Annotated in this window: 16 protein-coding genes; all 16 read left to right on the forward strand. The window is 66.2% G+C overall.

What is annotated here, in order from left to right:
- The first annotated feature begins 10 nt into the window (after nucleotides 1-10).
- Nucleotides 11-877, forward strand: a complete 867-nt coding sequence (locus J9885_RS10075; protein WP_210549254.1) for an MSHA biogenesis protein MshI — start codon at nucleotides 11-13, stop codon at nucleotides 875-877.
- On the forward strand, nucleotides 874-1,467 hold the full coding sequence (locus J9885_RS10080; protein WP_210549255.1) for a PilN domain-containing protein: 594 nt from the start codon (nucleotides 874-876) through the stop codon (nucleotides 1,465-1,467). Before J9885_RS10075 ends, J9885_RS10080 begins: the two co-directional genes overlap by 4 nt.
- Nucleotides 1,467-2,114 (forward strand): type 4a pilus biogenesis protein PilO, encoded by a 648-nt coding sequence (gene pilO, locus J9885_RS10085; RefSeq protein WP_210549258.1) that lies wholly within the window; start codon nucleotides 1,467-1,469, stop codon nucleotides 2,112-2,114. The genes J9885_RS10080 and pilO overlap by 1 nt, the downstream gene beginning before the upstream one ends.
- A gap of 55 nt (nucleotides 2,115-2,169) precedes the next feature.
- Nucleotides 2,170-2,472, forward strand: a complete 303-nt coding sequence (locus tag J9885_RS10090; protein WP_210549528.1) for an MSHA biogenesis protein MshK — start codon at nucleotides 2,170-2,172, stop codon at nucleotides 2,470-2,472.
- Between the two features lie 70 nt (nucleotides 2,473-2,542).
- Nucleotides 2,543-4,225 (forward strand): pilus (MSHA type) biogenesis protein MshL, encoded by a 1,683-nt coding sequence (gene mshL, locus J9885_RS10095; RefSeq protein WP_134696239.1) that lies wholly within the window; start codon nucleotides 2,543-2,545, stop codon nucleotides 4,223-4,225.
- Nucleotides 4,226-4,320: 95 nt separating this feature from the next.
- Nucleotides 4,321-5,211, forward strand: coding sequence for an AAA family ATPase (locus J9885_RS10100; protein WP_043756868.1), 891 nt, complete (start codon nucleotides 4,321-4,323; stop codon nucleotides 5,209-5,211).
- A complete protein-coding gene (locus tag J9885_RS10105; RefSeq protein ID WP_210549260.1) occupies nucleotides 5,208-6,395 on the forward strand; it encodes a tetratricopeptide repeat protein in 1,188 nt (395 codons plus the stop codon). The genes J9885_RS10100 and J9885_RS10105 overlap by 4 nt, the downstream gene beginning before the upstream one ends.
- A gap of 80 nt (nucleotides 6,396-6,475) precedes the next feature.
- A complete protein-coding gene (gene mshE / locus J9885_RS10110) occupies nucleotides 6,476-8,188 on the forward strand; it encodes an MSHA fimbrial ATPase MshE (protein WP_210549262.1) in 1,713 nt (570 codons plus the stop codon).
- A 59-nt stretch (nucleotides 8,189-8,247) separates the two neighbouring features.
- Entirely contained in the window at nucleotides 8,248-9,468 is a 1,221-nt protein-coding gene (locus J9885_RS10115) for a type II secretion system F family protein (protein ID WP_134696235.1), read from the forward strand.
- 4 nt (nucleotides 9,469-9,472) lie between these two features.
- Complete coding sequence (locus tag J9885_RS10120) at nucleotides 9,473-9,931, forward strand: hypothetical protein (protein WP_210549264.1); 459 nt, start codon at nucleotides 9,473-9,475, stop codon at nucleotides 9,929-9,931.
- Between the two features lie 77 nt (nucleotides 9,932-10,008).
- A complete protein-coding gene (locus tag J9885_RS10125; protein WP_043756885.1) occupies nucleotides 10,009-10,668 on the forward strand; it encodes a prepilin-type N-terminal cleavage/methylation domain-containing protein in 660 nt (219 codons plus the stop codon).
- Nucleotides 10,669-10,687: 19 nt separating this feature from the next.
- Nucleotides 10,688-11,134 carry a prepilin-type N-terminal cleavage/methylation domain-containing protein gene (locus tag J9885_RS10130; RefSeq protein ID WP_134696233.1) on the forward strand — a complete coding sequence of 149 codons (447 nt, stop codon included), beginning with the start codon at nucleotides 10,688-10,690 and terminating at the stop codon, nucleotides 11,132-11,134.
- A gap of 57 nt (nucleotides 11,135-11,191) precedes the next feature.
- Nucleotides 11,192-11,671 carry a type II secretion system protein gene (locus J9885_RS10135; RefSeq protein ID WP_210549266.1) on the forward strand — a complete coding sequence of 160 codons (480 nt, stop codon included), beginning with the start codon at nucleotides 11,192-11,194 and terminating at the stop codon, nucleotides 11,669-11,671.
- Nucleotides 11,658-12,230, forward strand: a complete 573-nt coding sequence (locus J9885_RS10140; protein WP_210549268.1) for a type II secretion system protein — start codon at nucleotides 11,658-11,660, stop codon at nucleotides 12,228-12,230. The genes J9885_RS10135 and J9885_RS10140 overlap by 14 nt, the downstream gene beginning before the upstream one ends.
- On the forward strand, nucleotides 12,230-13,000 hold the full coding sequence (locus J9885_RS10145) for a type II secretion system protein (protein ID WP_210549270.1): 771 nt from the start codon (nucleotides 12,230-12,232) through the stop codon (nucleotides 12,998-13,000). The genes J9885_RS10140 and J9885_RS10145 overlap by 1 nt, the downstream gene beginning before the upstream one ends.
- Complete coding sequence (locus tag J9885_RS10150; protein ID WP_246876905.1) at nucleotides 12,990-13,454, forward strand: MSHA biogenesis protein MshP; 465 nt, start codon at nucleotides 12,990-12,992, stop codon at nucleotides 13,452-13,454. The genes J9885_RS10145 and J9885_RS10150 overlap by 11 nt, the downstream gene beginning before the upstream one ends.
- Nucleotides 13,455-13,473: the final 19 nt, after the last annotated feature.

Here is a 13,473-nt window from a genome sequence, read left to right on the forward strand (position 1 = left end):
GCAGGTCCAGATGAAATCATTGTTCAGACGCTCGCCTCCCAGCCATCAGGTCGGACTCCTGCTGGCCAGCGATCGCATCCTGCTGGCCTGTCCGGGATCCGCGCCCGTGTTCACCAGTCGCGCCGTCAATGGTCCCCACGAATGGGCCAGGGCCACGACGGAGCTGTTCGCCCAGCACGGTCTGGCCAAGTCTAAGGTGCGGGTGGCCCTCGGGGCCAGCCTTTATCAGCAGATCCAGATCGACAAGCCCGCCGTGCCCGATGCCGAGATGGCGGGGGCTCTGCCCTGGGCCGTGAAGGACTTCGTCAACGAGCCTGTGCTGCAGCTCGCCATGGATTACGTGGATCTGCCGACTCCCCCCGCGGGCAGCCCGAGGATCAACGTGATCTGCGTGCCGAAGAGCCGGATCCAGCTGGTGGCGGACGCGGTCAAGGGCGTGGCCACCCTGGACGCCATCATCAGCGACGAGCTGGCCATGACGGCCCTCTACGAGGAGGATCAGACGGTGCGCATGCTGCTCTGGCAACCCAGGGGGCAGGAGCTGCAACTGCTGGTCTTCCACCGGGGCGGGCTCTGCTTCTCCCGCCAGTTGCGCGGCTTTGCCGCCCTCACTGGCCCCCGTGAGCCCGACATCGAACAGCTCGACGGGCTGGCGCTGGAGCTCCAGCGCTCCATCGACTACCTGGCCGGCCACCTCAAGCTGCCGGAGCCGGGCCAGCTGCAACTCGCCATCGCCTCTTCCGCCATCGGGCTGCTGGTCCGCCACCTGGAGCAGGCCTTCGGCTTCCCGGTCTCCGCCATGGCCAACAAGGCGGTCCTCGCGGGGGTTGAATACCTCTGCGCCTATGGCGCGGCCCTGGGCAGGAGCGAGCGATGAAGCATCATATCAACCTCTATGGGGCCGAATTCCGGCCAAGGCGCCTGTGGGCCAGCCTCTCCCAGATGAGCCTGGTATGGGGAGCCGTTCTGCTGGTGCTGGCCGCGGTCACCCTGGCCTATGGCTGGCAGCAGCGGGGCGTCGATCGCGAGCTGGCCCAACTGCGGGCGCAGCTCGACGTGCAGCGCGGCGAGGCGGCACGGCTCGACGGCGAGCTGGCACGCCACCAGGCGGACGCCAGGTTGCAGCAGCAACTGGCCGACAAGCGGGAAGAACTGGGGGCCAAGCAGGCGCTGATGCAGCAGCTCGGCGACCTCTCCCTGCAAAAATCCCGGGGGTACGCCGGCGTGATGGCGGATCTGGCCCGCCTGCGGGATGCCCGTCTCTCCCTGCAGCGGATAGAGATAAGCGAGGGGCGGATCAACCTCTCCGGGGTGGCCGAACGCAGCCAGGATGTGCCCGCCTGGGTGAACCGCTTCAAGCAGACGTCCTCCCTGGCGGGCAAGGAGTTTGGCGAGCTCACCCTGAGCCGGGACAAGCAGGGCCAGCTGGCCTTCCAGCTCAGCGGCATAGCGCGGGAGACCCCTTGATGGAGATGAAGGCACAGTGGCAGGCATGGGCGACGCGGGTCGCCGCCCTCAGCCTGCGGGAGCGGGTCCTGATCCTGCTGACCGGGGTGATCCTGCTGGGCGCCGCCGGCGTCTATGGCTGGCTGGATGCCGCCGATACCCGCCTGAACCAGGCACGGCAGGCGTTGACCGCAGCCGAGCGGGATCTGGAGATCCTGACCCTGGAGAACCAGGGCAAGCAGGCCCGGCTGGGGCGGGATCCCAACGCCCGCGCCCGGGAGCAGCTGGCCAGTGTGGAGGCCTCCCTGGCCCAGCTGGATGCCAGGCTGCAGGCCCAGACGGTGGATCTGATCCCGGCCCGGGAGATGCCGGCGGTGCTGGAGGCCCTGTTGTCTCGCTCCGCCAACCTGCATATGCTGGCGCTCACCACCCTCAAACCCGAGCCGCTGATGGCCGGGCAGCAGAAGGCCAACCTGTTCCGGCACGGGATCCGGCTTCAGCTGGAGGGGGGCTATTTCGACGTCTACCAGTACCTCAAGGCGCTGGAGGCCCTGCCTCGCCACTTCTACTGGAAGGGCTTCGACTACAGGGTGGTCGAGCACCCCAAGGCGGTGGTGGAGATGGAGATCTACACCCTCAGCACCAGCAAGGAGTTTATCCGTGGTTAAGTGGCGTATCGGCGGGACGGGATCCCGCGTTTTCGCGCTCTCGTCCTGCCGCTGGCTGGCCCTGTGGGGCTGCCTGCTGGGATCGCTGGCCCAGGCCGAGGTGTTGCAGGATCCCACCACCCCCCTGGCCGGTTCGGTGCCGGCGGCGAACGCGACCAGGGAGGCCGGCCTGCCCCGTCTGCAGAGCGTCATCCTGGGCAACGGGCCTGCCCTGGCGGTGCTGAACGGCCAGAGCTACCGGGTGGGCCAGCAGGTCAACGGGTTCCGGCTGGTGGGCATCAGCGCCGACAGCGTGGTGCTGGAGAAGGCGGGCAAGCGCCAGACACTGACCCTGTTTGGCAGCAAGATCCGGATGTGAAGTGGTTGCCGCGCGGGATGCTGCGGGCCAGATGTGTCGAGTTTCATTGCGAGTCAGGTGCACGAATAACATGAAAAAACACCCTTTTTGTCTGCTTCCCCTCGCACTGGCGGTGGCGGGTTGCACTACCTATCGTCATCCCGAGCCGGTACAGGCCAAGGATGCGATCAAGCAGGCCATGAGCGAGCAGACCCCGACCGCCCCGCTGACCACCCTGCCTCCCTCGGTGCAGAGCGAACTGCTGCAGCTCAACCGTCCCCAGCAGCCCCTGAGCGTGCCCGAGAAGCGGATGCGCATCGCGGCCCACGACGTGGATGCGGTGGAATTTTTCGGCTCCCTGTTCAAGGGCTCCCGCTACAGCGTCGCCGTCCACCCCGGGGTGGCGGGCGTCATCTCGGTGGAATTGAAAGACGTGACCCTGCAGGAGGCGCTGGCCACGGTGGGGGACATGTACGGCTTCGACGTGCAGCGCAAGGGCAACGTCTTCCACGTCTATCCGGCGGGCCTGCGCACCGAGACCATCCCGGTCAACTACCTGATGATGGCCAGACGCGGCCTCTCTCGCACCTCGGTGAGCACCGGCGGGGTGACGGCCAACGACAACAATGACAACGGCAATAACAACAACTTCGACAACGGCCTGAACAATAGCGGCAGCAACAACAACAGCAACAGCTTCGACAACGGCAACAACGGTAACGGCAACAGCAACGGCACACGGATCGAGACGGACAGCAACAACGACTACTGGACCGATCTGCGGGATGCCCTGCAGACCCTGATCGGCAGCGGCGAGGGGAGAGCTGTCATCACCAGCCCCCAGGCGGGCCTCGTCACGGTGCGCGCCTATCCGAAGGAGCTCAAGGCGGTGCGCGATTTCCTGGAACAGTCCGGCGAACACCTCAAGCGCCAGGTGGTGCTGGAGGCACGGATCCTGGAAGTCTCCCTCAACGAGGGTTACGAACAGGGGGTGGACTGGAGCGGTCTCTCCGCGAGCTGGGACGGCGGCAAGGGCATCACGGGGGGCGGCTCCCTGCTCGACAGCCCGATCGCCTCGACCCCCAACCAGATCTTCCGGGCACTGGGGGGCGGTGCCGGCTTCACCATCTCCGACGGCAACTTCAATGTGGCGGTCAGCCTGCTCAAGACCCAGGGGGACGTGAACACCCTGTCGAGCCCGCGCGTCACCGCCACCAACAACCAGAAAGCGGTGATCAAGGTGGGGACGGACGAGTACTTCGTCACCAACGCCTCGACCACCACCACCACCTCGGGCAATTCGGCCCCCATCGTCACCCCGAACGTGGAGCTGACCCCCTTCTTCTCGGGCATTGCCCTGGACGTGACGCCGCAGATCGATGAGCAGGGCCGGGTGCTGCTGCACATCCACCCCTCCGTCATCGATACCGAGGAGCAGAGCAAGACCATCAACGTCGGCACCACCGATCCCCTGGTGCTGCCGCTCGCCAAGAGCTCCATCCGCGAGTCGGATACCGTGGTGCAGGCCAACAACGGCGACATCGTGGTCATCGGCGGCCTGATGAAGACCGACAAGCAGGAGATCGTCAGCAAGGTGCCCCTGCTCGGGGACATTCCCTGGGTCGGCGAGGCCTTCACCAACCGCCGCGAGAGCAACCGCAAGGTGGAGCTGGTGATCATGCTCAAGCCGACCGTGGTGGAGAAGGACACCTGGCAGCAGGAGCTGCAACGCTCCTCCGAGCTGCTCGACAAGTGGTATCCGCCCAAGGGCTAAGCCATGATGCGCACCCCCATAGTGCCAGCGCCATCTCGCCGGCCTGTTGCCGCAGCTGCCCCCAGTCTTGGGGCTGACGGGAACGGGGAGGGAACATGTATCTGAACCACTTCGGCCTGCGGGAGGCCCCCTTCGGCCTGACCCCGAACACCGGCTTCTATTACGGCCTGCCGCCCCACGAGGAGGCGATGCAGGTGCTCAACTGGGCGCTGGGGCAGGGAGAGGGCTTCATCAAGGTGACCGGCGAGGTGGGTACCGGCAAGACGCTGCTCTGTCGCAAGCTGCTGAGCGAGCTGGGCTCGGAGGCGAACCCGGTGCGCCTGGCCTGGCTGCCCAACCCTCACCTCACCCCGGGGGAGCTGCGCACTGCCCTGGCCCTGGAGCTGGGATTGCCGCTGGCGGGGGAGAGCGAGCTGGATCTCACGGATCGCATCCACCGACACCTCATCGCCCTGCACAGGCAGGGAAGCCGGGTGGTGGTGCTCATCGACGAGGCGCAGGCCCTGCCGGACGAGACCCTGGAGGCGATCCGGCTGTTTGGCAACCTGGAGACCGAATCCAGCAAGCTGCTGCAGATCGTGCTGTTCGGCCAGCCCGAGCTGGATAAGCGGCTCGGCAAACCCCATCTGCGCCAGCTGCGCCAGCGCATCGGCTTCTCCTACCGTTTGCGGCCGCTGCGGCTCGACGAGACCCGGGCCTATCTGGAATACCGGCTGCAAGTCTCGGGCTATCGCGGGGCTGCGCTGTTCGAGGGGCGAGCCCTGCGCCGGCTGTGGCGGGCTTCCCGCGGCATCCCCCGGCTCATCAACGTGCTGGCCCAGAAGTGCCTGATGCTGGCCTACGGCCGCGGGGTGCGCCGGGTCGACAGCGCCCTGGTGCGTCTCGCCATCCGCGATACCGATGATGCCGGTGTGCGCAGCGTCTCCCGCTGGTGGCCCCTGTTGCTGTTGCTGGGGGCCGCCCTGGCCTATGGAGTCTGGTCATGAGCGTGATCAATCAGATGTTGAAGGATCTGGAGCGACGCCAGCCGGGCGCCGAGGAGGGCGCCGTCTACGTGGCGCCGGTGCGCCAGCAGGGCTGGTGGATGCTGGTGCTGACCCTGCTGTGTACCCTGGCCCTGGCGATCCTCGGCTGGCGCACCTGGATCTACTGGCAGCAGAGCCAGCGGGCCACCCAGCCAACGGCGAGGGTCGAGCTCCGGGCCGTCGCATCTCCGGCCCAGGTGTCGTCTGCGGTTGTCACTCCAATCGTTTCGTCCGCTCTCCCTGCGATGGTGAGCACGGCAGTGCCCAGCGCCTCTTCGGTGGGTGGGACGAGCGTGCTGGCGGCGTCCCCCGCGAGGGCGTCGATCCCGGCCCAGACGCAGGCGCCTGTCGACGAGGCCCAGCCGGCGTCCGGGGCCCAGGCCGATGAGGATCTGGCGGATGAGAACCAGGTAGACGAGGTGCCGGTGGACGAGGCGATCCCGAGCGACGAGGAGTTGCAGCCGGATCTCTATGCCGAGCTGGCCGCAGAGCAGGAGGCACAGGAGGCGGCGCCGGCCGTCCCGGCCCCGCGTAAACCCGGGATCCTGAAGATCGAGACGGTGGAGCTCTCCCCCTCCGAGCTGGCCGCCCTGGCGGAACGCAAGGCGACCACCGCCATGGCCAAGGGACAGATGCAGGAAGCCCAGGACAACTACTACGAGGTGCTGGCCCATGACCCCCACAATCAGGGCGCGCGCGAACAGCTGGCGGGCCTGCTCTACGGGGCGGGGCGGCTGGCGGAGGCGGCTCGTGTATTGGAGGAGGGGCTGAGCCTGGATCCGGCCCAGGCCGATCTGCGCCTGCTGCTGGCCCGGGTGGCCATCGCTGGTGGCGAGCGCCAGAAGGCGCTGGACTGGCTCACCGGCTATCGGCCCGAGCTGGCCACCAACCTCGACTACTACGCCACCTGGGCCGGGCTCGCCCAGGAGCTGGGCCAGTCCGGCCAGGCGTCCGAGCTGTACGTCAGGCTGCTGCGCCAGCAGCCGGATCAGGGGCGCTGGTGGCTGGGGCTCGGCGTGGCCGAGGACGGCCAGGGCCACCGCCAGCGGGCGCTGGATGCCTATCGCAACGCCCAGCTGCACGGCGAGCTGGGCGAGGCCTCGACCCAGTGGCTGGAGCAGCGCATCGCCCAGTTGAACCCCTAAGAACCCGCCGTGACCCGGGGGCGACCGGCACAGGTCGGGCGGCCCAAGGGCGGGAGTGAAGCAACCGATTCGGAGTGTAAATGGCACAACCCAGACTGAAGATGCGCCTCGGCGACCTGCTGGTTCAGGAGCAGATCATCTCGGATGATCAGCTGCAGCTCGCCCTGCAGCAGCAGCGTCACACCGGCCGCAAGCTGGGCACCACCCTCATCGATCTCGGCTTCATCAGCGAGGTGCAGCTGCTGACCTTCCTCGCCCGCCAGCTGGACGTGCCCTTCTTCGATCTCAACAACCTAACCATAGACGCCTCGGCCGTGACCCTGCTGCCCGAGGTGCAGGCGCGCCGCTACCGGGCGCTGGCGGTGAACCTCACCGACGACAAGGTCACCGTGGTGATGTCGGACCCCGCCGACTTGAGCGCCCTCGACGCCATCGCCGCCCTGCTCAGCCCGCGGGAGCTGGTGCTGGCGGTGGCCAGGGAAGGGCAGCTGCTGGAGTATTTCGACCGCCTCTACCGCCGCACCCGGGAGATAGAGAACTTCGCGGTGCAACTGCACGAGGAGCACCAGGAGACCGGCTTCGAGCTCGGCAACAGCGGCCTGAATACCGGTGCCGACGAGGGAGAGGCGACGGTGGCCAAGCTGCTGCGCTCCCTGTTCGAGGACGCGGTGCAGGTGGGGGCCTCCGACATCCACATCGAGCCGGACGAGAAGGTGCTGCGCATCCGCCAGCGGATAGACGGCGTGCTGCACGAGAACATACTGAGCGAGGTGCGCATCGCCCAGGCGCTGGTGCTGCGCCTCAAGCTGGTGGCGGGGCTCGACATCTCGGAGAAGCGGCTGCCCCAGGATGGCCGCTTCAACATGAAGGTGCGCGGCCGCGACGTGGATGTGCGGATGTCCACCATGCCGGTACAGTACGGCGAGTCCGTGGTGATGCGCCTGCTGGATCAGTCCTCCGGCATCCTCTCCCTGGTCGAGACCGGCATGCCGCCGGCCATGCTGGCGCGCTTCCGCCGCCAGCTCAAGCGTCCCCACGGCATGATCCTGGTGACGGGCCCCACCGGCAGCGGCAAGACCACCACCCTCTATGGTGCGCTCTCCGAGCTCAACCAGGCGAGCCACAAGATCATCACGGTGGAAGATCCGGTGGAATACCGTCTGCCGAGGATCAACCAGGTACAGGTCAACCCCAAGATAGGGCTCACCTTCTCCCAGGTACTGCGCTCCACTCTGCGCCAGGATCCGGACATCCTTCTGGTGGGGGAGATGCGGGACAACGAGACGGTGGAGATCGGCCTGCGCGGCGCCATCACGGGTCACCTGGTGCTGACCACCCTGCATACCAACGACGCCGTCACCAGCGCCCTGCGTCTCATCGACATGGGGGCGCCAGGCTACCTGGTGGCGAGTGCGCTGCGGGCCGTGGTGGCCCAGCGCCTGGTGCGGCGGGTGTGTGAACACTGCGCCTGCGAGACAGCACCGGACGAGGGGCAGGCCACCTGGCTCGGCGCCCTCAGCGGCGAGGTGCCGGGCCAGCACGTCTATCGCAAGGGGCGCGGCTGCCAGAGCTGCAACTTCACCGGCTATGCGGGCCGGATCGGGGTGTATGAGCTGCTGGAGCTGGATCAGCCCATGATGGACGCCCTGCGCCGCAACGATGCCGAAGGCTTCGCCCGGGCTGCGCGGGAGCACGCTCACTACAGGCCCCTGGCCCTCACGGCGCTCGACTATGCCCGGGAGGGGATCACCTCGGTGGACGAGGTGCTCAGGCTGGCGGAGGATCTGGGGTAAGTCATGACTCACACCCATCGCAGTGCATCACAGAGCCCCCCGGGCGTTCGAGGTCGCCCATGAGCCGCTTTGCCTACAAGGGGCGCGACAATCAGGGCCAGGCCGTCAGCGGCGTGGTGGAGGCGGCCAGCGAGCTGGCGGCCGCCGAGCAGCTGATGCGCCGGGGGGTGATGCCCACCGAGCTGAAAGCCAGCCAGGCGAAAGCGGCGTCCATCGACTGGTCCCTGCTGCTGGAGGGGGGCGTCAAGCTGGAGGAGCTGGTGGTGTTCAGCCGCCAGATGTATGCCCTGACCCGGGCGGGCATCCCCATACTGCGCGCCATCGCCGGGCTGGAGGAGAGCGCCCACAGCAAGCCCCTCAAGCGGGCGCTCCACGCTCTGGGGGAGGATCTCGGCAACGGCCGGCCGCTGTCGAGCGCGATGCAGTCGCACCCCAGGGTGTTCAGCAACCTCTTCGTGGCCATCATCCACGTGGGGGAGAACACGGGCCAGCTGGAGGAGGCCTTCCTGCAGCTCGCCAACTATTTCGATCTGGAGCTGGAGACCCGCAAGCGGATCAAGACCGCCATGCGCTACCCCAGCTTCGTGATGATCGCCATCGGTGTCGCCATGGTGATCCTCAACATCATGGTGATCCCGGTCTTTGCCAACATGTTCGCCAAGTTTGGCGTCGAGCTGCCGCTGGCGACCCGGATCCTGCTCGCCACCTCCCACTTCTTCGTCCACTACTGGTGGCTGCTGCTGGCCATCCTGGTGGGGGCGGTCGTCGGCTGGCGCCGCTGGATTGCCACGACCAGGGGCAAGCTGGCCTGGCACCGCTGGCAGCTGCGGCTGCCCATCGTCGGCTCCATCATAGAGCGCTCCCTGCTGGCCCGCTTCGCCCGCAGCTTCTCCATGATGCTCAAGGCCGGGGTACCGCTGAACACGGCGCTCACCCTGGTGGCCGATGCGGTGGATAATGCGTATATGGCGGGGCGGATCCGCGACATGCGGGGCGGCATCGAACGGGGGGAGAGCCTGCTGCGCACCGCCGGGGCCAGCGGCCTGTTCACTCCCCTGGTGATGCAGATGATCGCCGTGGGGGAGGAGACGGGCCAGGTGGACGAGCTGCTGCACGAGGCGGCCGAGTTTTACGAGCGGGAGGTGGACTATGACCTCAAGAGCCTCACCGCCCGCATCGAACCCATCCTGATCGGCATCGTCGCCGTCATGGTCCTGGTCCTGGCCCTGGGGATCTTTACCCCCATGTGGGACATGATGAGGGCCGTGCGAGGACAGTAAAGGGATGAGCAGACAGTCCGAACTGGATGATCGCTGGCTGGGAGGGTATCGGCGGATGGTCGCCCTTGCCCTGCTGCTGATCATCCTCGCCACCCTGGCCATGAGCTATCGCAGCCACAGGGAAGAGGCGCTGGCGGTCAGCCTGAGCCTGCTCGGGGAGCAGTTTGCCGAGCGGGTCCAACGGCTGCACGGGCGCTGGCTCGATGAGCGGCGCCCCGCCGTGCTTCACGCCGAGGGCCTGGCCTGGCAGTTCGACGAGCGGGGCTGGCCGCTGGGGGTGCTGCCACTGGGTTCACCGTCCGAGAACTGCCGCCAGCTGTGGCTGGCCCTGATAGGGCCGGAGGAACAGGGGATGCCGTCATGGCAGGGGCTCGCCAGCAGGGATGGATCCGGGTGCGAATTCGGCCGGGAGGCGCACTGGCTGAGCTACCGTTTTCACGATGGCAGGGTGGTCAAGCCTTGAGCGCCCCCTCTCAAGTACTTCATCGACATGATTTTTTTCTATCTGCATGAAATAATGCACAACATTACGGAGGCAGCATGACAGCAAAGAGAGTGAGTCCCTGTCGGGGCCCCGGCAGGATGGGGGGCTTCTCCCTGATCGAGCTGGTGATCGTCATCGTCATCCTGGGGATCCTGGCCGTCACCGCCTTGCCCCGCTTTCTCGACGTGACCGACGAGGCGAAGAAGGCGAGCGTGGAGGGGGTCTCCGGCGGGTTCGCTACCGGCGTCTCCCTGGTGCGGGCACAGTGGGAGGCGGAAGGGCGCGCCAAACAGGATGGGCTCAACACCGTGCTCTATGACGGCTCGCGTTTTTACCTGACGACGCCAACCGACACCCAGGTCAATAACGGCGAACTCTCCCCGGGGTATCCTATGGACACGGCGGCGAGTGGCAGCGCCGATGTGGACCCGGCCAGCCTGACGGCGGCCCGCTGCCTCAATATCTGGGAGGGGCTGTTGCAGAATCCGCCCAAGGCGACCGCCAGCTTCGACGAGGTACGCGGTAGCGGCAATGACCTCAAGTTTTATGCTACCGTGAGCAGCAATGGACTCGATTCAGTCTGTCGTTACTATCTGGTCAACAGCCTGAGCAAGGGCAGCGATGGGCGCTATCAGGACCCGCAAGGGAGCACGGATGCCTACATGAGTTTCAGTTACCGCCCGGCCTCCGGCCAGGTGACCACCCATATCAATTGATAAACCGAGGAAAGACGTAATGAAGAAGCAATCGGGTTTCACCCTGATCGAACTGGTCATCGTGATCATCATTCTGGGCATTCTGGCGGTCACCGCCGCACCCAAGTTCCTGAATCTGCAGGATGATGCCAAGAAATCGGCTGCTCAGGGCGTGCAGGCTGCATTGTCCAGCGCAGCCAATCTGGTCTATAGCAAAGCAGCTTTGAATGGACAGGAAAAGGCATCTGCAGCAGATGGTACAGACTTGACCGGGATGACTGGTGTCAAGGTCATCTATGGCTACCCGACCGCTGATACCATTTCCGCTGCCGTGACTCTGGACGGCTGGGCCGCCGCTTCTGGCGCAACTGCTCTCGAGTCAACCTTTGCCCCTGCGAATACCAGCGGCAATACCTGCACCGTGAAATACACCGCAGCAACCAGTGAAGACGCTCCTTTCAAGACTGAGTTGCAAAACTGCGATTAATTGTCTTGGTAAGCGAGGCTTCGGCCTCGCTTTCTCTTTGTTCTGGTGAGAACCCCCATGGCAACAACCAAGGGATTTACCCTGATTGAACTGGTCATCGTGATCCTGTTGCTCGGGATTCTGGCCGCCTTTGCCGTGCCCAAATGGCTGGGCAAAGGCGGCTTTGAAACCCATACCCTGCGCGACGAGCTGGTGGCCCGGCTGCGGCTGGTGCAGACCATGAACATGCATGAAGGGGAGGGGCGTTGTACCCAGCTGGTGCTGGAGGCCAACCGCTTCGGCCACCTGACCCGGACGGGGAGCTGCACGCCCGGGCCCATCGCTGGCTGGAGCGGGGATGAGCAGACCCGGGGGCGGCTGGTCACAGCCTCCGGTGGCCTCTCCCTCCCCCAAGGCAGCTTCTCTTTCGACAAGCGCAGCGGCCGTCCCCTCTCTCCGTCAACCTGCACCGGTGGTTGCAACCTGGTGGTGAGCGACGGTCGGGAAAGCGCACGGCTGCGCATCGAGCCCGAAGGCTATGTCCATGCGATCCCCTAAGGCCCGCCGCGGCTTCACCCTGGTCGAGTTCGTGGTCGGCATCGTGCTGCTGGCCATCGCGCTGACCGGCATCCTGGGGCTCCTTATCAACCAGGCGCCCCAGGCGGTGGATCCGGTGCAGCAGGTGCGGGCGGCCCAGCTGGCCCAGCGCATCCTGAACGAGGTACTGCAGAAGTCCTTCGACGAGCATTCGGATCACAACGGCGGGCGTTTTCGCTGCGGCGAGACGGCGGATGAGCCTGCCGTAACCTATTCCCCCTGTACCGCTCCTGCCGACTACGGTCCGGACGGCGGCGAGACCCGCCCTTATCAGTTCAACGACGTGGACGACTTCGATACCGGGGGGAGCTGGGTGGAGGCCAACCGCTTTACCCAGACTGCCGCCGGCATCCGCGACGAGGAGTATCGCGGCTACCAGGTGAAGATTGCCGTCACCCCCGACACCCTGTTCGGCAGCCAGGGCCATGGTGCCGAGTCCATCGGCAAGCGTATCGAGCTGTGGGTGCGTCTGCCGGACAAGAGCGAGCTGGCTTTTGCCCTCTATCGGGGGAACTACTGATGCGCGCGTCATCGAGAGGGTTCACCCTGGTAGAGTTGGTGATGGTGATCCTGCTGCTTGGGGTCTTGGCCACCTTCTCCAGCCAGTTCATCGGCATCGGCACCCAGATCTACGGGGATGCCAGCCGCCGCGAGCAGCTGATGAGCGATGCCCGCTTCGCCCTGGAGCGGCTCAATCGCGAGGTACGGGACGCGGTGCCGGGCTCGGTGCGCATCGAGGACGAGGGGGGCAACGCCCTGGAGCAAGGGGCCTGCCTGCGCTTCTGGCCCATCGCCACCGCCAGCCGCTATCTGGGCTCGGCCCTCGGCAGCGGGCTCACCATAGTAGAGCCGGATCCGCTCCCCCGGGACGGGGAGAGTGCCATCGTCTACCCCCTTGCCGACCCTGTGCTGACCCTGGATCAGGGTTGCCTCCATGGCACCTGCGTGGCCCGGGTCGATACCGTGGGCAGTCCGGTCTCGGGGGCACTGGCGCTGACACTGGGCAGTGGCTTTGCCAGGGAGTCGCCGGGACAACGGGTCTACTTTGCCAGCCAGCAGGTGCGCTACTGCGTGACGGGCACCACTCTGACCCGGGCCAGCGCCGCCATCGGCCTGGATTTTAGCGGGATCACGCCGGCCCTGATGGCCGAGCATATAGGTACGGGCTCCTATTTCTATCGGGATCCCGCTGCCTTTAGCTCGAGTGAGGTGGGGCTGCGGCTTGAGCTCGAACAGCGCGGCGAGCGCGTCCTCTTCAACCACAAGCTGGAGACGCTCAATGTCCCCTAGGCCCCCTCGTATGCGGCGCACCCAGCGGGGCAGCGCCATCATGATCGCCCTCTTCGTCATCGTGATCATGGCGCTGCTGGCGGCCGCCATGGGCCGCTTCCTGGTGGACAGCGGCGAGAAGAATACGGTGGAGGTGCGCGGAGTGCGGGCCCTGATGGCGGCCCAGAGCGGGCTGGAGATCGCGCTCTACCGACTCTATCCAAACGACGAGTGGACCGCCCAGCAGTGCGATGCATCGACCACGACCGCCTTTGCGCTGCCCGGCCTGGCGGACTGCGAAGCCGAGGTGAGCTGTCAGCAGATCACCGTGAGCGCGACCGGCGGGACCCAGACCGGATACAAATTTCGCAGTGAGGGGCGCTGCGGCGATCCGGGTGTGAACAGTGGCCCCAACCCGGACTTTGCCGTCAGCCGCACCCTGGAGGCGGAAGCCTTTGATGGTGCTATCCCGTGAGACGCTTTGCAAGGAGCCA

Origin of the sequence: Aeromonas sp. SrichE-2G (genome assembly GCF_017939565.1) — a bacterium.
Classification (GTDB): domain Bacteria; phylum Pseudomonadota; class Gammaproteobacteria; order Enterobacterales; family Aeromonadaceae; genus Aeromonas; species Aeromonas taiwanensis.

Bases quoted from the DNA above. Each gene is read 5' to 3' on its own strand.
- J9885_RS10075 (WP_210549254.1), top strand. From the start codon at position 11: ATGAAATCATTGTTCAGACGCTCGCCTCCCAGCCATCAGGTCGGACTC.
- J9885_RS10080 (WP_210549255.1), top strand. From the start codon at position 874: ATGAAGCATCATATCAACCTCTATGGGGCCGAATTCCGGCCAAGGCGC.
- pilO (WP_210549258.1), top strand. From the start codon at position 1,467: ATGGAGATGAAGGCACAGTGGCAGGCATGGGCGACGCGGGTCGCCGCC.
- mshL (WP_134696239.1), top strand. From the start codon at position 2,543: ATGAAAAAACACCCTTTTTGTCTGCTTCCCCTCGCACTGGCGGTGGCG.
- J9885_RS10100 (WP_043756868.1), top strand. From the start codon at position 4,321: ATGTATCTGAACCACTTCGGCCTGCGGGAGGCCCCCTTCGGCCTGACC.
- J9885_RS10105 (WP_210549260.1), top strand. From the start codon at position 5,208: ATGAGCGTGATCAATCAGATGTTGAAGGATCTGGAGCGACGCCAGCCG.
- mshE (WP_210549262.1), top strand. From the start codon at position 6,476: ATGGCACAACCCAGACTGAAGATGCGCCTCGGCGACCTGCTGGTTCAG.
- J9885_RS10115 (WP_134696235.1), top strand. From the start codon at position 8,248: ATGAGCCGCTTTGCCTACAAGGGGCGCGACAATCAGGGCCAGGCCGTC.
- J9885_RS10120 (WP_210549264.1), top strand. From the start codon at position 9,473: ATGAGCAGACAGTCCGAACTGGATGATCGCTGGCTGGGAGGGTATCGG.
- J9885_RS10125 (WP_043756885.1), top strand. From the start codon at position 10,009: ATGACAGCAAAGAGAGTGAGTCCCTGTCGGGGCCCCGGCAGGATGGGG.
- J9885_RS10130 (WP_134696233.1), top strand. From the start codon at position 10,688: ATGAAGAAGCAATCGGGTTTCACCCTGATCGAACTGGTCATCGTGATC.
- J9885_RS10135 (WP_210549266.1), top strand. From the start codon at position 11,192: ATGGCAACAACCAAGGGATTTACCCTGATTGAACTGGTCATCGTGATC.
- J9885_RS10140 (WP_210549268.1), top strand. From the start codon at position 11,658: ATGCGATCCCCTAAGGCCCGCCGCGGCTTCACCCTGGTCGAGTTCGTG.
- J9885_RS10145 (WP_210549270.1), top strand. From the start codon at position 12,230: ATGCGCGCGTCATCGAGAGGGTTCACCCTGGTAGAGTTGGTGATGGTG.
- J9885_RS10150 (WP_246876905.1), top strand. From the start codon at position 12,990: ATGTCCCCTAGGCCCCCTCGTATGCGGCGCACCCAGCGGGGCAGCGCC.